17 protein-coding genes and 5 tRNA genes are annotated in these 17,739 nt (G+C 63.7%); 19 read left to right on the top strand and 3 right to left on the bottom strand.

The features are described 5' to 3' along the window. Nucleotides 1-825: 825 nt before the first annotated feature. Genes FFY45_RS04635 through hemA form a run of 3 tightly spaced genes read right to left on the bottom strand, consistent with a single transcriptional unit; the run spans nt 826 to nt 4,890 of the window. Nucleotides 826-2,532, bottom strand: a complete 1,707-nt coding sequence (locus FFY45_RS04635; protein ID WP_176339535.1) for an O-linked N-acetylglucosamine transferase family protein — start codon at nt 2,530-2,532, stop codon at nt 826-828. Then, on the bottom strand, nt 2,529-3,614 hold the full coding sequence (gene prfA, locus FFY45_RS04630) for a peptide chain release factor 1 (protein ID WP_115039894.1): 1,086 nt from the start codon (nt 3,612-3,614) through the stop codon (nt 2,529-2,531). The genes FFY45_RS04635 and prfA overlap by 4 nt, the downstream gene beginning before the upstream one ends. After that, nucleotides 3,592-4,890: a glutamyl-tRNA reductase gene (gene hemA / locus FFY45_RS04625; protein WP_006450610.1), complete on the bottom strand. Its 1,299-nt coding sequence runs from the start codon at nt 4,888-4,890 to the stop codon at nt 3,592-3,594. Before hemA ends, prfA begins: the two co-directional genes overlap by 23 nt. Before the next feature lie 65 nt (nt 4,891-4,955). Here hemA and FFY45_RS04620 point away from each other — a divergent pair, with 65 nt between their 5' ends. From FFY45_RS04620 to rplL, 19 genes are all read left to right on the top strand, one after another. Beyond that, nucleotides 4,956-6,644 carry a tetratricopeptide repeat protein gene (locus tag FFY45_RS04620; RefSeq protein WP_043908883.1) on the top strand — a complete coding sequence of 563 codons (1,689 nt, stop codon included), beginning with the start codon at nt 4,956-4,958 and terminating at the stop codon, nt 6,642-6,644. Continuing rightward, nucleotides 6,641-7,297 carry a lipoprotein insertase outer membrane protein LolB gene (gene lolB / locus FFY45_RS04615; RefSeq protein ID WP_176339534.1) on the top strand — a complete coding sequence of 219 codons (657 nt, stop codon included), beginning with the start codon at nt 6,641-6,643 and terminating at the stop codon, nt 7,295-7,297. The genes FFY45_RS04620 and lolB overlap by 4 nt, the downstream gene beginning before the upstream one ends. Then, nucleotides 7,279-8,166 carry a 4-(cytidine 5'-diphospho)-2-C-methyl-D-erythritol kinase gene (ispE, locus tag FFY45_RS04610; protein WP_176339533.1) on the top strand — a complete coding sequence of 296 codons (888 nt, stop codon included), beginning with the start codon at nt 7,279-7,281 and terminating at the stop codon, nt 8,164-8,166. The genes lolB and ispE overlap by 19 nt, the downstream gene beginning before the upstream one ends. A 3-nt stretch (nt 8,167-8,169) precedes the next feature. Beyond that, nucleotides 8,170-8,246 (top strand) — tRNA-Gln (locus FFY45_RS04605). A 153-nt stretch (nt 8,247-8,399) separates the two neighbouring features. Then, a complete protein-coding gene (locus FFY45_RS04600; protein WP_006450614.1) occupies nt 8,400-9,359 on the top strand; it encodes a ribose-phosphate diphosphokinase in 960 nt (319 codons plus the stop codon). Nucleotides 9,360-9,469: 110 nt separating this feature from the next. Next, entirely contained in the window at nt 9,470-10,105 is a 636-nt protein-coding gene (locus FFY45_RS04595; protein ID WP_023902813.1) for a 50S ribosomal protein L25/general stress protein Ctc, read from the top strand. A 51-nt stretch (nt 10,106-10,156) separates the two neighbouring features. Beyond that, on the top strand, nt 10,157-10,741 hold the full coding sequence (gene pth, locus FFY45_RS04590) for an aminoacyl-tRNA hydrolase (protein WP_023902814.1): 585 nt from the start codon (nt 10,157-10,159) through the stop codon (nt 10,739-10,741). A 74-nt stretch (nt 10,742-10,815) separates the two neighbouring features. After that, entirely contained in the window at nt 10,816-11,907 is a 1,092-nt protein-coding gene (ychF, locus tag FFY45_RS04585) for a redox-regulated ATPase YchF (protein WP_043888972.1), read from the top strand. A gap of 153 nt (nt 11,908-12,060) precedes the next feature. Next, a tRNA-Tyr gene (locus FFY45_RS04580) sits at nt 12,061-12,146 on the top strand. Nucleotides 12,147-12,175: 29 nt separating this feature from the next. After that, nucleotides 12,176-12,249: transfer RNA gene (locus tag FFY45_RS04575), tRNA-Gly, on the top strand. A gap of 33 nt (nt 12,250-12,282) precedes the next feature. Continuing rightward, a tRNA-Thr gene (locus FFY45_RS04570) sits at nt 12,283-12,358 on the top strand. A 46-nt stretch (nt 12,359-12,404) separates the two neighbouring features. Continuing rightward, complete coding sequence (gene tuf, locus FFY45_RS04565) at nt 12,405-13,595, top strand: elongation factor Tu (RefSeq protein ID WP_108350190.1); 1,191 nt, start codon at nt 12,405-12,407, stop codon at nt 13,593-13,595. Between the two features lie 106 nt (nt 13,596-13,701). Then, nucleotides 13,702-13,777, top strand: a tRNA-Trp gene (locus FFY45_RS04560). A gap of 49 nt (nt 13,778-13,826) precedes the next feature. Continuing rightward, nucleotides 13,827-14,237, top strand: a complete 411-nt coding sequence (secE, locus tag FFY45_RS04555) for a preprotein translocase subunit SecE (RefSeq protein WP_006450619.1) — start codon at nt 13,827-13,829, stop codon at nt 14,235-14,237. Nucleotides 14,238-14,250: 13 nt separating this feature from the next. Then, nucleotides 14,251-14,808, top strand: coding sequence for a transcription termination/antitermination protein NusG (nusG, locus tag FFY45_RS04550; protein WP_043908886.1), 558 nt, complete (start codon nt 14,251-14,253; stop codon nt 14,806-14,808). Nucleotides 14,809-15,006: 198 nt separating this feature from the next. Then, nucleotides 15,007-15,435, top strand: a complete 429-nt coding sequence (gene rplK, locus FFY45_RS04545; RefSeq protein ID WP_176339532.1) for a 50S ribosomal protein L11 — start codon at nt 15,007-15,009, stop codon at nt 15,433-15,435. 3 nt (nt 15,436-15,438) lie between these two features. After that, a complete protein-coding gene (gene rplA, locus FFY45_RS04540) occupies nt 15,439-16,137 on the top strand; it encodes a 50S ribosomal protein L1 (protein ID WP_176339531.1) in 699 nt (232 codons plus the stop codon). A 549-nt stretch (nt 16,138-16,686) separates the two neighbouring features. Then, a complete protein-coding gene (gene rplJ / locus FFY45_RS04535; RefSeq protein WP_016900680.1) occupies nt 16,687-17,220 on the top strand; it encodes a 50S ribosomal protein L10 in 534 nt (177 codons plus the stop codon). A gap of 54 nt (nt 17,221-17,274) precedes the next feature. Then, nucleotides 17,275-17,640 carry a 50S ribosomal protein L7/L12 gene (gene rplL, locus FFY45_RS04530; protein WP_006450625.1) on the top strand — a complete coding sequence of 122 codons (366 nt, stop codon included), beginning with the start codon at nt 17,275-17,277 and terminating at the stop codon, nt 17,638-17,640. The last annotated feature ends 99 nt before the right edge of the window (nt 17,641-17,739 follow it).

Below are 17,739 nucleotides of genomic sequence, written 5' to 3'. Positions count from 1 at the left end.
TCCGCTGATACTGGCAATTAGCAACTGACAGTTCGTGGCAAATCGATAAGCCGCTCTCCCTGGGGGCGAGAAGGCACAGCTTGCGCGCCACTGGTGTGCGTGCCGCCGAGCGCCCACGCCACAAGGTTGGACGCCCCTCTCCCTCCGGAAGAGGGGTTGGGGTGAGGGTACGGCGAAGCACGATGCCTGTCGGTACTGGCTTCGGTCGGTACTAGCTTCGGCAAGGGGCAGCAGCGCGGCCGGGGATCGGCTCCTCGGCTCGGTCAGACATCCTGTCTGACTCGCCGCCGCGGCACATCCCTGCGCCGCTCTCCGCCAATCCCCGGCCACGCTGCTGCCTCGGCGCGTCATTACTGTGACTTCGAGGAGTTTAAACTTGATATTGAGGAAGTTGTCTGGAGCCCCTCTCCCGGCGGGAGAGGGGTTGGGGTGAGGGTACGGCGAAGCACGATGCCTGTCGGTACTGGCTTCGGTCGGTACTAACTTCAGCAAGGGGCAGCAGCGCGGCCGGGGACTGGCTCCTCGGCTCGGTCAGACATCCTGTCTGACTCGCCGCCGCGGCACATCCCTGTGCCGCTTTCCGCCAATCCCCGGCCACGCTGCCGCCTCGGCACTTCATTACTGTGACTTCGAGGAGTTTGAACGCGATATTGAGGAAGTTGACTGGAGCCCTCTCCCGTTGGGGCGAGGAGGCACAGCTTGCGCGGCATGAGCGCGCGTGCCTTGGAGCGCCCGCGCCGCAAGCGCGGGCCGGGGCGTGGAGCGGCGGGTGGGGTGAGGGTACGGCGGAAGACAGCCATCTATTTTGAAAGCAAAAAGCCCGCGCTAAATTCCCAACCAACCATGACGCCGCGCGAGTGCCTGCAACAACTCAGCAAAATCATCCGCAAACCCATCCATCTCAAACACCCCAGACTCCCGCCGCAGCACATCCACCCGCTTACGCAACGCACTCAGCGCCGCCGGATCACTCGCCAACGCCACCGCCTTGGCAACAAACGCGGCATCATCCGCCACATTCATCTCATCCAACCCAAGATGATGATTCAAGCTGCCGGCTACCCGCGCCGCAAAGGTCTCGCCGGGTGTCGTCAACACCGGGCAACCCGCCCATAACGCATCCGATGCGGTGGTATGCGCGTTGTAAGGATGCGTATCCAAAAATAAATCCGCATGCCGGTAGCGCGCCAGATACTGCGGATGCGGCAACTTCGGCATGAATACTAGGCGTTGCGCATCCACGCCTTGGGCCTGCGCCACCGCACGCAGACGCGCGTCGGCCTCACCTGGCCCGGACAACAACCACAGCACGCTACCCGGTACCGCGCGCAGTACTGCCAACATGCGTGCCATGCTGCGCGGATTGAGCTTGTAGCTATTGTTGAAACAGCACAGCACCACGCCCTGCTCGGGCAAGCCGCACTGCGTACGCGAAGGCGGCTCGGCAACCACGCGTGAGGTGTCCGATGGCTGAAATGCTCCTCGCAAGCGCAACACCTTCTCGCTGTAAAACGGCTCCAGCGACGGCGGTAGCGCAAACGCATCGCCCAGCACGTAGTCCATCCACGGCGCGCCCGAGGTACCCGGATACGCCAGCCAGTTGAGTTGTACCGGCGCTGGCCGCAGCGCGAACACTTCCGGTCGCCCGCCGCCACCCCAGCCGCGTAGATCGAACAACAGATCGATGCCCTGGTCGCGGATGTGCTGCGCAGTGGCCAGATGCCCGAGCGCGGTGACATCGTGCAAGGTCGTGGCTTGCGCCAGGCGCGCGCGAATCTCGCTGCGGTCGTCATGGCTGGTCGCAAACAGATGCAGGTGCAAGGTCGGCTGACGCCGCTGCAGCGCTTCGAATAACGCCACTGTCAGCAAGCCGGTGGGATGTGCACCAAACCCATTGGAGACGAAGCCGACTCGCAACGCGCCCTGGTAGCGCACGGCAGCTGGTGGTAACGGGCGCAGGACGGAAGCAATTGCCTGCGCGCGCGTCCGTGCACACGCCAGCTGTTCGGCGGCGCTGGCGTCCTCGCTCAAAAAGGCGAACGGTTCCACCGCAGCAGCGCCTTGCGCCACCGCCGCACGGACCTGCGCAGCAAGTGCATCCAGCTCACGCCAATCGCACAAACGGCGTCGCCAGTTGAGCAATTGCGCAGTGATGTAGGGCTCATCGGGCAGCAACTGATGCGCACGCGTATACGCGGCCGCGGCAGCTTCGGCCTGGCCTGCATCTTCCAATGCATGCCCCAGCCATAACGCGATGCCCGGATGCTGCGGTACCAGGTCCGATGCCTGCTGCAACAACGCTGCCGCCTCGGCATGCCGTTGCTGCGCCCAGCGCACCCGGCCAAGCCACGCCACCGCTTCCGGATGGCCCGGGTACAGGATGAGCGCGCGTTGCACTGCGGCTTCGCCGGCAGCGATCGCGCCCAGACCGAGTTCGGCGTCGGCCAGCATCAACCAGGCCACGAAATCGCCGGGCTGGCGTCGCACCGCCTCGCGCAGCTGCAATAGCTCGCGCGGGACGTCCGTACTCACGGGCTGTCGCTCAACCGCGCCAGTTCGTCGGCCTGATGCTCGTGCAGCAGTCGTGCGATCAGTGCATCCAGATCGCCTTCGATGATGTTGGGCAGGTCGTACAAGGTCAGGCCTTCCACGCGGTGGTCGGTGATGCGGCCCTGCGGGAAGCTGTAGGTGCGGATGCGTTGGCTACGGTCGCCGCTGCCGACCTGCAACTTGCGCGTCTGCGCCTCGGCAGCGGCGGCCTTGCTGCGCTCTGCTTCCACCAGCTGCGCCTTCAGCCGCTTCATCGCCTTGTCGCGATTGGCATGCTGGCTGCGCTCGGTCTGGCACTCCACCACCACGCCGCTGGGCACATGGGTAATACGGATCGCCGATTCGGTCTTGTTGACGTGCTGTCCGCCGGCGCCGGACGAGCGAAACGTATCCACTTTCAAGTCCGCCGGGTTGATCACGATTTCTTCCACATCGTCGGCTTCGGGGATGATCGCCACCGTCGCCGCCGAGGTGTGGATACGGCCCTGCGATTCGGTCGCCGGCACGCGTTGTACGCGGTGGGTGCCGGATTCGAACTTCAACCGCGAATACGCACCGCGCCCGACCACCCGTGCCACCACCTCCTTGTAGCCGCCGTGCTCGCCGGGGCTGTCGGATTCGATTTCCACCTTCCAGCCCTGACGCTCGGCATAGCGGGCATACATGCGGAACAGATCGCCGGCAAAGATCGCCGCTTCGTCGCCGCCGGTGCCGGCGCGCACTTCCAGAAACAGATTGCCTTCGTCGCGCGGGTCGCGCGGTACCAGCAGCAGGGCCAGCTGCGCGTCCAGCTCGTCCAGGCGTGCCTGTGCGGCGGCGATTTCTTCTTCGGCCAGCTCACGCATTTCCGGATCGTTGCGCATGGCTTCGGCTGCGCTCAGATCGGCCTTGGCGCGCGCTTCGTCTTCCAGGGCGACGGCCAACGGCTCCAGCTGCGACAGCTCGCGCGACAGCGTGCGGAACTTGTCGTTGTTGCTCACCACCTCGGGGTCGGAGAGCAGGTGCTGCAGTTCTTCGCGGCGCTCGGCCAGCGCTTCGAGCTTACGGCGCAGGGTCGGCGTCATCAGTCCTCACGATCGGGGTAGCTACAGGGGGATGTTGGTAACCGGGTTTTTCCGGAAACAGCCGGTCGGCCGCGCTGGTCAGTTCCAGGTCGTTGTTGAGCGCCGCATCGCGTAACGCGGCAGTTGGCGGATGCAGCAAGCGGTTGGTCAGCGCATGCGCCAGTTGTTCCAGGACTTCATCGGCTGGCTTGCCGTTATTCAATTGCTGGCGCGCCTTGGCCAGCAATTCGTCGCGGGTGCTGTCGCCGAACGCGCGCAGCCGTTTGAGCGGCGCCTGGCGCGCGTTGGCCTGCACCGTTTCGACATAGCGCGCGACCTGCAGATCGATGATCGCTTCGGCCTGGTCGGCGGCCTCGCGGCGGCCGCGGCGGTTGTCTTCCACCGCGCGTTCCAGGTCGTCCACCGTGTACAGGTAGGCATCGCCGAGCTCGGCCACCGAGGCCTCGATATCGCGCGGCACTGCCAGGTCGAACAACAGCATCGGCTTGCGTTTGCGCGCGCGTAGCGCCTGTTCCACCTGCACCCGGGTCACGATTGGCTCGCGTGCGGCAGTAGCCGAAAACACCACGTCGGCCTCGGCCAGATGGCGGTCCAGATCGGTCAGCGGCAACGCATAGCCACCGTGCTGGCTCGCCAACGTCTGCGCATGTGCAAGGGTGCGGTTGGCGATCAGCAAGCGGCGCACGCGGCCTTCGCTCAGATGTTTGGCGGCCAGTTCAATGGTTTCGCCAGCGCCGATCAGCAGCACCGTGGATTCGTTGAGCCGCGCAAAGGATTCCTGCGCCAGGCGCACCGCAGTAGAGGCCACCGACACCGGATTGGCGCCGACGCGGGTGTCGGTGCGCGCACGCTTGGCCACCGAGAAGGTCTGCTGAAACAACCGGTCCAGCCCGCTGCCCAGCGCGCCGTGCGCACGCGCCACCGCCCAGGCGTCCTTCACCTGACCCAGAATCTGCGGCTCGCCCAGCACCATCGAATCCAGCCCGGTGGCGACGCGAAACAGATGCCGTACCGCTGCTTCTTCCTGATGCTGATACAGATAACCGCTCAAGCCCGGCGCATGTGTCTCCAGCCAGGTCACCAGGCTGTGCGGGTCGTCGGCCATCGCGTACAGCTCGGTGCGGTTGCAGGTGGACAGCAACGCGGCCTCGCGCACCTGCGGCAACGCGCGCAAGGATTCGAGCGCGCGCGGCAGCGCCTCACCTGCGAACGCCGCGCGTTCGCGCAGGTCCACAGGTGCGGTCTGGTGATTCAGTCCGAGCACCCACAACGTCATTGTTCAGTTGCTTGCGATAAGCTGGCGGCCATTCAGGGCCCCATTTTACGGCCCGGTTGCCCCCGATGCCTGTACCGATTCGCATCCTGAGTGTTCTTTTGCTGGTAGCAGTCTCCGCCAACGCCATTGCAGCACCCAAAAAAGCTCCGCCCACGCCGCCGACTAGCAGCGCCGGCACCACGTCGCTGGAACCCGTGCTCGCCGGTGAATTCGCCTTGCAGGCCGGGCAGTTGGACGATGCCGCCCGCGCCTATCTGGACGCGGCCAAGGCCGAAGCCGGCGACGCCGGGCTGGCCGAACGCGCCGCTCGCATCGCCATGCTGGCCAACGACGATGCCCGCGCGGTCGAAGCCCTGGCGCTGTGGCGCGCGCGCGCGCCCTCGTCGATGGCCATGCGCAGCACCGAAGCCTCGCTGGCCCTGCGCCGCAACGACCTGCGCACCGCACGCCGCGATCTGCTTGGCCTGCTCAAGGAGCCCGACCCGCGCGGCTGGCGCTTCGCGCTGATCGCCCTGGCCAATGGCGGGCGCGAGCCGGAAGCTTCGGCCGACGCGCTCGAAGACCTGGTCAAGGCCGGCGCCATCCCCAATCAGATCGAAGCCTGGCAGGAATTCGGCCGGCTCGCCTTGCGCATGGAGCGCCCGGCGCTGGCCAAGCGCATCGTCGACGAAGTGGTGCGCCGCTTCCCCGAAGAGCCGCGCGTGGCCTTGTTGCACGCCACGCAGCTGCAGCAGGAAGGCAAGAACGACGAAGCGCTGGCGCTGCTGAAGAACATCGAGCCGCAGGCGGTGAAGGACTCCGAACTGCGTGGTGCGCTGGCATTCGCCTACGACGCCATGGGCCAGACCGAGGCGGCTGCGCGGGTGCTGTCTACCGGGCCGCAGGACACCCAGACCTACGGGCTGCGTGCCTCCATGCTCGCCAAGGAAAAAGACCGCACCTCGCTGGAGGCGCTGTACGGCGAACTCAAGCGCAACGCCACCAAGCCCGATCCGGACCGTCGCCTGCTGCTCGGCAAGATCGCCGAGTTCCTCAAGCGGTACGACGAGGCAGTGGAGTGGTATCGCGGCGTGCCCGGCGGCCCGCAGCTGAGCGAAGCGCGTCTGCGCGCTGCCAGCGCACTGTACGAACTGGGCCGCAAGCCCGAGGCGCTTGCCGAAGCCCGCGCACTGCAGGGCGACGCCAGCGCCGACGATGATGCGCGTCGCGACGCCTATGTGCTCGAAGCCGAGCTGCACCAACGTGCCGGCGATGCACCGGGCGAACTGGATGCTTTCGAGCGCGGCCTGGCTGCGTATCCAGACGACGGCGCGCTGCTGTATGCCCGCGGCCTGGCCTGGGAACGCCGCGACGACGTCCCCCGTGCCGAGGCCGATCTGCGCAAGATCCTGGTCGCCGAGCCGGAAAATGTCGGGGCGCTCAACGCGCTGGGCTACACCCTGGCCGACCGCACCACTCGCTACAAGGAAGCGCTGGCGCTGATCGACCGCGCCCGCACCGCCGATCCGGACAACCCGGCCATCGTCGACAGCTACGGCTGGGTGCTGTACCGCATGGGCCGCCTGAAGGAAGCCCTGGTGCAGCTGCGCCGCGCCTGGGCGCTGGTCAAAGACCCGGAAATCGCCGCGCATGTCGGCGAAGTGCTGTGGGTCAGCGGCAAGCAGGACGAGGCACGGCGCTATTTCGATGAAGCGCGGCGTCTTGATCCCGACAACCGCGCGCTGCAACGTGCCGTGGAAAAGTTCGGGCTATGAGGGGTGGTGTAGTCCGCACACTGGCCCTGAGCGGGCTGGTGCTCGCAGGCTTGTCCGGCTGCGTGAGCGTGCCGCGCGGGCAGGGCAGTGGTGCGGCCGTGGTCGAGCAGGTCTCCGATGGCGCGCGTCAGGCCGAAGCCGCACGTCAGGCCTGGTTGCAGGCGCACCCGAACTGGTCGTTCCAGGGCCGGGTGGCGATCAGCAAGGGCAGCAATGGCGGCAGCGGCCGCATCGACTGGCAGCAGGACGGCCCGCGCTATCGCGTGCAGCTCAGCGCGCCGGTGACCCGGCAGAGCTGGGTGCTTACCGGCGACACCACCACCGGTGCCGGGCGTTTGGAAGGCCTGGAAGGCGGCCCTCGCAGCGGCGCCGACGCCGAGCAGGTACTGCTGGAAGCAACCGGATGGACCATCCCGGTCAACCAGATGCCCGATTGGGTGCGCGCACTGCGGATCGTCGATGCGGGTGCCGGGCGCGTGGATCTGGATGCCGCCGGCCGCCCGCGCACCGTGCAGCAGGACGGCTGGACGATCGACTTTCTCGCCTGGGCCCCGGCCAGCGCCGGCCAGCCCGAGCTGCCGCAGCGCATCGAAGCCCGCAACGGCGAAGCCAAGGTGCGCCTGCTGGTCGACCAATGGACGGTCTCGCCCTGATGTCAGCGTTGGAAGCGGGCTGGTCGGCGTGGCCTGCGCCGGCCAAGCTGAATCTGTTCCTGCGGATCATCGGTCGTCGCGCCGATGGCTATCACCTGCTGCAAACCGTGTTCCGGCTGCTGGACTGGGGGGACACCATTCATCTTCGTCTGCGCAGCGACGGCCTGATCCGGCGCATCGGCGACAGTCTGCCGGGCGTGGCCGAGGACGATGATCTGGTGATCCGCGCCGCGCGCCTGCTGCAATCCAGCGCTGGCGCGCAGGCCGGCGCCGACATCCGGGTCGACAAGCGCATCCCTGCCGGCGGCGGTTTCGGCGGCGGGTCGTCGGATGCGGCCACCGTGCTGGTCGCGCTCAATGCCTTGTGGGGACTGGGTTTGCCGGTCGATGCCCTGGCCGAGCTGGGCTTGCGGCTTGGCGCCGACGTGCCGGTGTTCGTGCACGGACACAACGCCTGGGCCGAAGGCATCGGCGAACAACTGACCCCGATCAGCCTCTCGAAAGCATCCTATGTGCTGGTCGATCCAGGCATTCACGTGCCCACACCTGTTTTATTTCAATCACAGGAATTGACGCGGGATGCTGCGCCCGTGAAAATAGCGGACTTCGCTTCGGGTTCTCTGCTCGACAATGCGTTCGAGCCGGTCCTCCGGCGCCGTGAACCCGCCATCGAGGCAGTGTTCCAGGCGCTTTCCAGGATCGGGACGCCGCGTTTGACCGGGTCAGGGAGCGGTTGTTTCGTCGAATTCGCCACGCGCGCTGCTGCAGAGCAGGCCTTGGCGCAGTTGCCGGACAATCTGAGGGCGTGGGTCGTGGAAGGTGCAGCGCACTCGCCACTGCTCGACGCACTGGACGCGAGACAAGTTTGATGCAGGGGCGTCGCCAAGAGGCCCAAGGCACCAGGTTTTGATCCTGGCATTCGTAGGTTCGAATCCTACCGCCCCTGCCATTTTATGCAGGTCCCTCTGCAAGTTATGCAGGTCCCTCTGCAAGAGCCCGCACATCCATGTGCGGGGATTCAACAAAAAAGCCTGGCGTTGATTTGGCTTTGGCCCGCTCCACCATCGACCCGCACGCTCTTCGCCGCCGCCCGAGAGATCTCATGCAAGACCAACGTAATCTGCTGGTGTTCTCCGGCAATGCCAACAAGCCGCTTGCCAAAAGCATCTGCAAGGAGCTTGGCGTTCGCATGGGCAAGGCGCTGGTCACGCGCTTTTCCGATGGTGAAGTGCAGGTCGAAATCGAAGAGAGCGTGCGCCGGCAGGAAGTGTTCGTCATCCAGCCGACCTGCGCGCCAAGCGCCGAAAACCTGATGGAGCTGCTGGTGCTGATCGACGCGCTCAAGCGCGCCAGCGCCGCATCGGTGACTGCGGTGATTCCGTACTTCGGTTACTCGCGCCAGGATCGCCGCATGCGTTCCTCGCGCGTGCCGATCACCGCCAAGGTCGCCGCCAAGATGATCTGCGCGATGGAGGCCGACCGCGTGTTGACGGTCGATCTGCATGCCGACCAGATCCAGGGCTTTTTCGATGTGCCGGTCGACAACGTCTACGCCTCGCCGCTGCTGCTGGCCGACATCTGGCGCGCTTACGGCACCGATAACCTGATCGTGGTCTCGCCGGACGTGGGCGGTGTGGTGCGCGCGCGCGCCGTCGCCAAGCGTCTGGACGATGCGGACCTGGCCATCATCGACAAGCGCCGTCCGCGCGCCAATGTCGCTACGGTGATGAACATCATCGGCGACGTGCAGGGCAAGACCTGCGTGCTGGTCGACGATCTGGTCGATACCGCCGGCACCTTGTGCGCCGCTGCCGCAGCGCTGAAGCAGCGCGGCGCGCTCAAGGTCGTGGCCTACATCACCCACCCGGTGCTGTCCGGCCCGGCGGTGGACAACATCAACAATTCGCAGCTCGACGAGCTGGTGGTCACCGACACGATTCCGTTGAACGAAGCCGCGCGCACCTGCGCCAAGATTCGTCAGCTGAGCGTGGCCGAACTGCTCGCCGAGACCATTCGCCGCATCGCCTTCGGCGAGTCGGTCAGTTCGCTCTACGTCGACTGATTTTTCATTCGGTGCCCGGTTCTCCGGGTGCCTGCACCACGTCTCACCTGGTCGCGGGTGAGACGCTTCATCGCCGCGAGGCGATATTCCAATCCAGGTAGTGAAATCCAATGGCAAAGACACACGAAATCAAGGTCGAGCGCCGCGCGAACGAGGGGAAGGGTGCGAGCCGCCGCCTACGTCACGCTGGCGTCATTCCGGCCATCGTCTACGGTGGCGAACTCGAGCCGGTCAGCATCCAGCTCAACCACGAGCAGATCTGGCTTGCCCAGCAGAACGAGTGGTTCTACTCGTCGATCCTCGACCTGAACCTCAATGGCGACGTGCAGCAGGTCCTGCTGCGTGACATGCAGCGCCATCCGTTCAAGCAGCTGATCATCCACATCGACTTCCAGCGCGTCAGCGCCAACGAGAAGCTCAGCGCCGCTGTGCCGCTGCACTTCGTCAACGAAGCAACCTCGCCGGCCGGTAAGTCCAGCGAAGTGGTCGTGACCCACGAACTGAACGAAGTTCAGGTCGTCTGCCTGCCTAAGGATCTGCCGGAGTTCATCGAAGTGGACCTTGGCGCTCTGGAAGTTGGCAACGTGATCCATCTGTCCGAGATCAAGCTGCCGGCCGGTGTGGAAATTCCGGAGCTGAAGCTGGGCAAGGAGCACGACGTGGCGGTGGTTGCTGCCAAGCACGTGCGCATCGAAGAAGAAGACGCTGCCGGTGAAGAAGGTAGCGAAGGCGCCGAGACCAAGTAATCCGTCGGCCGATCCCTCGCACTGCGCGGGGGATCGGCTGCGGTGACTGGCATGTCTGCACTCCGCCTGATTGTGGGACTCGGGAATCCCGGTCCGGAACACGCGCAAACCCGGCATAACGCCGGGTTTCGTTTCGTCGATGCCCTCGTCGAGCGCCATGGCGCGCGCTGGGGGCTGGATGCCAAGTTGTTCGGCGAGACCGCAAAGGTCGAGATCGCCGGTCAACCGGTCTGGCTGCTCAAGCCGGCCACCTTCATGAATCTCAGCGGCAAATCGATCACCGCCGCGTTGCGGTTCTGGAAGATCGAGCCGGAACAGCTGCTCGTTGCACACGACGAACTGGATCTGGCGCCGGGCACTGCGCGGCTCAAGTTCGATGGTGGCCACGGCGGCCAGAACGGTCTGCGCGATACCATCCGCCTGCTGGGGCACGGCAAATTTCACCGCTTGCGTGTCGGCATTGGTCATCCCGGTCACAAGGATCGTGTGGTGCCATGGGTGCTGGGACGAGCAGGGCGCGACGACGATGCGGCGATCGGCGCGGCAGTGGACGCCGCTATCGATGTGCTGCCGCTGGCAATGGAAGGTAATTTCAACGAGGCGATGAAGCGCCTGCATACCAGTAAGGACGCGTGATTGGGGATTGGGGATTTGCGGCCATGCGGCATTGCGAATCTCCAATCCCGAATCCCAAATCCCGGACGTGCACCATGGGTATCAAATGCGGCATCGTCGGCCTGCCCAACGTCGGCAAGTCGACCCTGTTCAATGCGCTGACCAAGGCCGGCATCGCTGCGGCCAATTTCCCGTTCTGCACCATCGAGCCGAACGTCGGCATCGTGCCGGTGCCGGATCTGCGGCTGAACCAGCTGGCTGAGATCGTCAAGCCGCAAAAGCTGATCCCGACCGCGGTCGAGTTCGTCGATATCGCCGGCCTGGTCGCCGGTGCGGCAAGCGGCGAAGGACTGGGCAACAAGTTCCTGGCGCATATCCGCGAAGTCGATGCGATCACCCACGTGGTGCGTTGCTTCGAGAACGACGACGTCATCCACGTGAACAACAAGGTCGACCCGATCGCCGATATCGAAACCATCGATACCGAGCTGGCATTGGCCGATCTGGATAGCGTGGAAAAGGCGCTCAACCGTGCCGAGCGCAGTGCCAAGGGCGGCGACAAGGATGCAGCGGCACGCAAGCCGGTGCTGGCCAAGTTGCAGGCCGCGTTGGCCGATGGCAAAGCCGGGCGCGCCGCCGGGCTGGACGAGGAAGAAAAAGCGCTGGTGCGCGATCTGTTCCTGCTCACGCTCAAGCCGGTGATGTACATCGCCAACGTGCTCGAAGACGGTTTCGAGAACAACCCGCACCTGGATGCGGTGCGTGCGCATGCAGTGACCGAAGGTGCCGAAGTGGTGCCGGTCTCGGCAGCGATCGAAGAAGAACTGTCGCAGCTCGACGACGAAGATCGCGACACCTTCCTGGCCGACCTGGGCCTGGCCGAGCCTGGCTTGAATCGCGTCATTCGCGCGGCCTACAAACTGCTTGGCCTGCAGACCTACTTCACTGCAGGCGTCAAGGAAGTGCGCGCGTGGACGGTCAAGGCCGGCTCCACTGCGCCGCAGGCCGCAGCGGTGATCCATACCGATTTCGAGAAGGGCTTCATCCGCGCCGAGACGATCGGTTTCGACGACTTCATCAAGTACCGCGGCGAAACCGGCGCGCGCGATGCCGGTCGTCTGCGGCTGGAAGGCAAGGAATATCGCGTCAAGGAAGGCGATGTGCTGCACTTCCGCTTCAACGTCTGAGCGGGCGCGCGCGGCCGGCATGGCTGCGCACATTCAGGCGTGACAAATAGCGCGAAATTTTTGTTGACACTGCTTGTCTCCCACAACAAAATAGCGGGCTGCTTCACCCCGAACCGAATCGCTTCATCGCGCCCCGGTCCGGTAGTAAAAGCTGGAGGGATACCCAAGCGGCCAACGGGGGCAGACTGTAAATCTGCTGGCTTACGCCTTCGGTGGTTCGAATCCACCTCCCTCCACCAGTTTCATGTTGTGTCTTGCAGTTCCCGGCGCGGGAGTAGTTCAACGGTAGAACCTCAGCCTTCCAAGCTGATGGTGCGGGTTCGATTCCCGTCTCCCGCTCCATTGAACGTAAATGCATGGCATAATGCAAAACTCGCTCACGTAGCTCAGTCGGTAGAGCACCTCCTTGGTAAGGAGGAGGTCGAAGGTTCGATTCCTTTCGTGAGCACCATTACTCAATCGTCTTCAACTCCAAACGATTACCGAGACACGCACCCATGGCAAAAGCTAAATTTCTTCGCGAAAAGCTGCACGTTAACGTTGGCACCATCGGTCACGTCGACCATGGCAAGACCACGTTGACCGCTGCGCTGACCAAGATCGGTGCCGAGCGTTTCGGTGGCGAGTTCAAGGCGTACGACGCGATCGACGCAGCGCCGGAAGAGAAGGCGCGTGGTATCACGATCTCGACCGCACACGTTGAATACGAGTCCGCAGTGCGCCATTACGCGCACGTCGATTGCCCCGGCCACGCCGACTACGTCAAGAACATGATCACCGGTGCAGCGCAGATGGATGGCGCGATCCTGGTGTGTTCGGCTGCCGACGGCCCGATGCCGCAGACCCGTGAGCACATCCTGCTCTCGCGTCAGGTCGGTGTGCCGCACATCGTCGTGTTCCTGAACAAGGCCGACATGGTCGACGACGCCGAGTTGCTTGAGCTGGTCGAGATGGAAGTGCGTGAACTCCTGAGCAAGTACGACTTCCCGGGCGACGACACTCCGATCATCCACGGTTCGGCCCGTCTGGCGCTTGACGGCGATCAGAGCGAAATCGGTGTGCCGGCGATCCTGAAGCTGGTCGAAGCCCTGGATACCTTCATCCCGGATCCGACCCGCGACGTTGACCGTCCGTTCCTGATGCCGGTCGAAGATGTGTTCTCGATCTCGGGTCGTGGCACCGTGGTGACCGGTCGTATCGAGCGCGGCATCATCAAGGTCGGCGACGAAATCGAAATCGTTGGTATCCGCGACACGCAGAAGACCACGGTCACCGGCGTTGAAATGTTCCGCAAGTTGCTGGACCAGGGTCAGGCAGGCGATAACGCCGGTCTGCTGCTGCGCGGCACCAAGCGCGACGACGTGGAGCGCGGCCAGGTGCTGTGCAAGCCGGGTTCGATCAAGCCGCACACCGAGTTCGAAGCCGAAGTCTACGTGCTGTCCAAGGATGAGGGTGGTCGTCATACCCCGTTCTTCAAGGGCTACCGTCCGCAGTTCTACTTCCGCACCACCGACATCACTGGCGCCTGCCAGCTGCCGGAAGGCGTGGAGATGGTGATGCCGGGCGACAACGTGAAGATGGTCGTGACCCTGATCAATCCGGTCGCGATGGACGAAGGTCTGCGCTTCGCGATTCGTGAAGGTGGCCGTACCGTCGGCGCCGGCGTGGTTGCCAAGATCATCAAGTAAGTGCCTGCATCCAGTCGCCTCGCGGCGGCTGGATTCAAACGAATGGCGGGCCGGCTGAACCTCGGTCCGCCTTCGTTGTCTTAGGGTTTGCGGTAAACGAGTACATACGCCAGTAGCTCAATTGGCAGAGCAGCGGTCTCCAAAACCGCAGGTTGGGGGTTCGAGTCCCTCCTGGCGTGCCACTCCTCTTTCCGGCCCAGTAATTCGGGTCAGATCGGTAACTAGAGCCGGATGAATAGCAAAATCGAGCCTTCCAAAAGCGCGTCTGCTGCCAGCGCTGATATCGTGAAATACGTCCTCTCCGCGCTCCTGGTGATTGCGGGGTTGTTTGTGTGGTTCTGGTTTTCTGCGCCTGAACGCGCAACCCAGTTTGGAGCCTGGACGCCGCAATTGCGCGCGCTGGCTGTGATCGTTGGGTTAGCGGCGGGTGCGTTTGTGTTTCTGGGGACCGGCAAAGGCCGTGAAACCCGTGAATTCATGTCCGAATCCAGGTTCGAGTTGCGCAAGGTGGTCTGGCCGACGCGCCAGGAAGCCATCCGTACCACCTGGGTCGTGATTGTTGTTGTGATCATTCTGAGTTTGCTGTTGGGCGGCTTCGATTTCGTCATCCAGAAGCTCACGCAGTGGTTCCTGGCTCGTTAAGGAGAATCAAGCAGTGAAGCGTTGGTATGTCGTTCACGCCTATTCAGGCTTTGAAAAATCTGTCGCGCAGGCCTTGCGCGACCGCATCGTGCGTGCCGAGATGGAAGAGCGATTCGGTGACGTGCTGGTGCCGACCGAAGAAGTCATCGAGATGCGTGCCGGCCAGAAGCGTCGGTCTGAGCGCAAGTTCTTCCCCGGCTATGTGCTGGTGCAGATCGAGACGCACGAAGAAGCCGGTATCCCGCGTATCGACAATGAAAGCTGGCACTTGGTGAAGGAAACTTCCAAAGTGATGGGTTTCATTGGCGGCACGGCCGACCGCCCGTTGCCGATTCGCGACGAAGAGGCGGATGCAATCCTGCAGCGCGTGCAGGACGGTGTCGAGAAGCCGCGTCCGAAGGTGTTGTTCGAGCCGGGTCAGATGGTGCGCGTCACCGATGGCCCGTTCAACGACTTCAATGGCGTTGTTGAAGAAGTCAATTACGAGAAGAGCCGGTTGCGGGTTGCCGTACTCATCTTTGGTCGCTCCACGCCGGTCGAGCTCGAGTTCGGTCAGGTCGAGAAGGGCTGACCCAGTCGGGTGCTGCCTAGGCACCCGCAACAATTGCTGCTATAGTGCGCGGCTCGCTCACCTGGCGAACCGCCGGGAAATAATGGCTGCCGCATGGCGGCCATCTGCGTGTTACCAGAAACGTGAAGCCGGGACACGTGATTTCCCGGTCCGATGGGGAGCCTGTCGTCAAGGCGCTAGCACCCGGAGAGTATCGAAATGGGTAAGAAAGTCGTTGGTTATGTAAAGCTGCAGGTCAAGGCCGGTCAGGCCAACCCTGCGCCGCCGGTCGGCCCTGCACTGGGTCAGCGCGGTCTGAACATCATGGAGTTCTGCAAGGCGTTCAATGCAGCGACGTCCAAGCTGGAGCCGGGTTTGCCGACGCCGGTGATCATCACCGCGTATTCCGACCGTACCTTCACCTTCGTCACCAAGAGCACCCCGGCCAGCGTGCTGCTCAAGAAGGCCGCAGGTGTGACCTCCGGCTCCAAGCGTCCCAACACCGACAAGGTGGGCAAGGTGACGCGCAAGCAGCTGGAAGAGATCGCCAAGACCAAGGAAGCCGATCTGACTGCGGCCGAGCTGGAAGCGGCGGTGCGTACGATTGCGGGTTCTGCCCGCAGCATGGGTTTGACGGTGGAGGGCTAAGATATGGCACAGAGCAAGCGCGTTAAGGCCATTGCGGCCGCTGTCGTTCCGGGCAAGACCTATGCCTTCGATGACGCAATCAAGATCCTGAAGACCGTGACCAAGGCCAAGTTCGTCGAGTCGATCGACGTTGCTGTGCGCCTGGGCGTGGACGCCAAGAAGTCCGACCAGCAGGTGCGCGGTTCCACCGTGCTGCCGGCCGGTACCGGCAAGAGCGTGCGTGTTGCAGTGTTCGCACCGGCCGGCGCCAAGGCTGACGAAGCCCTGGCTGCAGGCGCCGAGGCAGTAGGCATGGACGACCTGGCCGAGAAGATGCAGGCCGGCGATCTGAGCTACGACGTGGTCATCGCCACCCCGGACGCAATGCGCGTCGTCGGTAAGCTCGGCACGCTGTTGGGCCCGCGCGGCCTGATGCCGAACCCCAAGGTCGGCACCGTGTCTGCCAACCCGGGTGAAGCCGTCAAGAATGCCAAGTCGGGTCAGGTGCGCTACCGCACCGACAAGGCCGGCATCATCCACTGCACCATCGGCAAGGCCAGCTTCGATGACGAAGCGCTGAAGTCGAACCTGCAGGCGCTGCTGCTTGACCTGATCAAGGCCAAGCCGCCCACCTCCAAGGGGACCTACCTGCAGAAGGTGTCGGTCAGCTCGACGATGGGTCCTGGCGTCACGGTTGATCAGTCCAGCCTTGCGCTGAAGTGATCCGATGAGTCAGGCCTGTCATGGGCCTGACCCGTCGATGTAGTACAGCATTGTTTTTCCGGCCCGGGTCACCGTGTGCTGGGAGTCCGTTCCCTCCTTTGGGGTAACGGACATTTTGAAGGCGATCGCCGGCATGTCCGGCGGTAGCCGTCAAAGACCGCAGGCGCGGTCAGCGCAGATCGACGACGGGCAGGGATGCTCACATTGGCAAGGAGTCGCCGTCGATGCAGCGGGGTCGCTTAATCAGGTTCGTATGAGCTGGCCGGCGTAGATGGTGTCGCCCTTCTGGAGCTTTCTGGTTTACGCGCGTCTGGGACATCCCGGATCGAGCCCACTCCAGGTCTAGAAAGGCCACCAAAGGAACATCGGTCGATGTTCCCGGCTTCCAGGATGGAGGCTGCCCTGGACCGCAACCGGCAGGAGCCGCGAGCGGAGTAGTTTGAAGCGGGGATTGGAGATTCGGCATTGGGGATTGGCAGAAGCGGCTTCATCAGCTCTGACCAATCCCGAATCGCTAATCCCGAATCCCGGCTTTAACGGAGGAGTGCAATGGCTCTCAATCTGTCTCAGAAGCAAGAAGTAGTCGCCGAGCTGGCAGACATCGCCGCCAAGGCCCACTCCTTGATCGCCGCCGAATACGCTGGCATCACGGTCTCCCAGATGACCGCGATGCGCAAGCAGGCCCGCGAAACCGGTGTGTTCTTGAAAGTTGTCAAGAACACCCTGGCCGCGCGCGCCGTTGAAGGTACTGATTTCGCTGTCGTCGCTGACAAGCTGGTCGGTCCTTTGCTGTATGCGTTTTCGATGGAGGAGCCCGGCGCTGCCGGTCGCCTGATCAAGGAATTCGCCAAGGGCAACGACAAGTTGCAGGCCAAGGTCGTGTCCATCGGCGGGGAACTGTTCCCGGCTGGTCACGTCGACGTGTTGGCATCGCTGCCGACCCGCGATCAGGCCCTGGCCATGCTGGCCCGCGTGCTGTCCGAACCGGCTGCCATGTTCGCCCGTGCCGTCAAGGCCGTTGGCGACAAGCAGGGTGGTGGCGACGAAGCCGCCGCGCCGGTCGCCGAGACTGCCGAAGCTTGATGTCCTAGCGTTTGCTAGAACCCCAATCCAGAAAATTATTTAAAGGTAATCACAATGTCCCTTACCAACGAACAGATCGTCGAAGCTATCGCCGAGAAGTCCCTGATGGAAGTGATGGAGCTGGTCAAGGCCATCGAAGAGAAGTTTGGCGTCTCCGCCGCCGCTCCGGTCGCTGCTGCTGCAGCTGGCCCGGCTGCCGTGGTTGAAGAGCAGACCGAGTTCAACGTGGTGTTGGTCAGCTGCGGCGCCAACAAGGTCGGCGTCATCAAGGCCGTCCGCGCCGTGACCGGCCTGGGTCTGAAGGAAGCCAAGGATCTGACCGAAGCCGGTGGCATCCTGAAGGAAGGCGCCACCAAGGACGAAGCCGAGAAGATCAAGAAGGAACTGACCGAAGCCGGCGCGACCGTCGAAGTCAAATAAGCAGCATCTTGCATCGCCGGCGTTTCAGGGTGATGCACTGAAGGCTGGGAGCGTAAAGCTCCCGGCCTTTGGCCGTTGATGGAAAGCCGGGATTTGAGA

This window comes from Xanthomonas hortorum, from assembly GCF_011305375.1.
GTDB classification, from domain to species: Bacteria; Pseudomonadota; Gammaproteobacteria; order Xanthomonadales; family Xanthomonadaceae; genus Xanthomonas; species Xanthomonas hortorum_E.
Note: the sequence above shows the minus strand (reverse complement) of the source record. Positions and strands in the feature narration are given on the sequence as shown.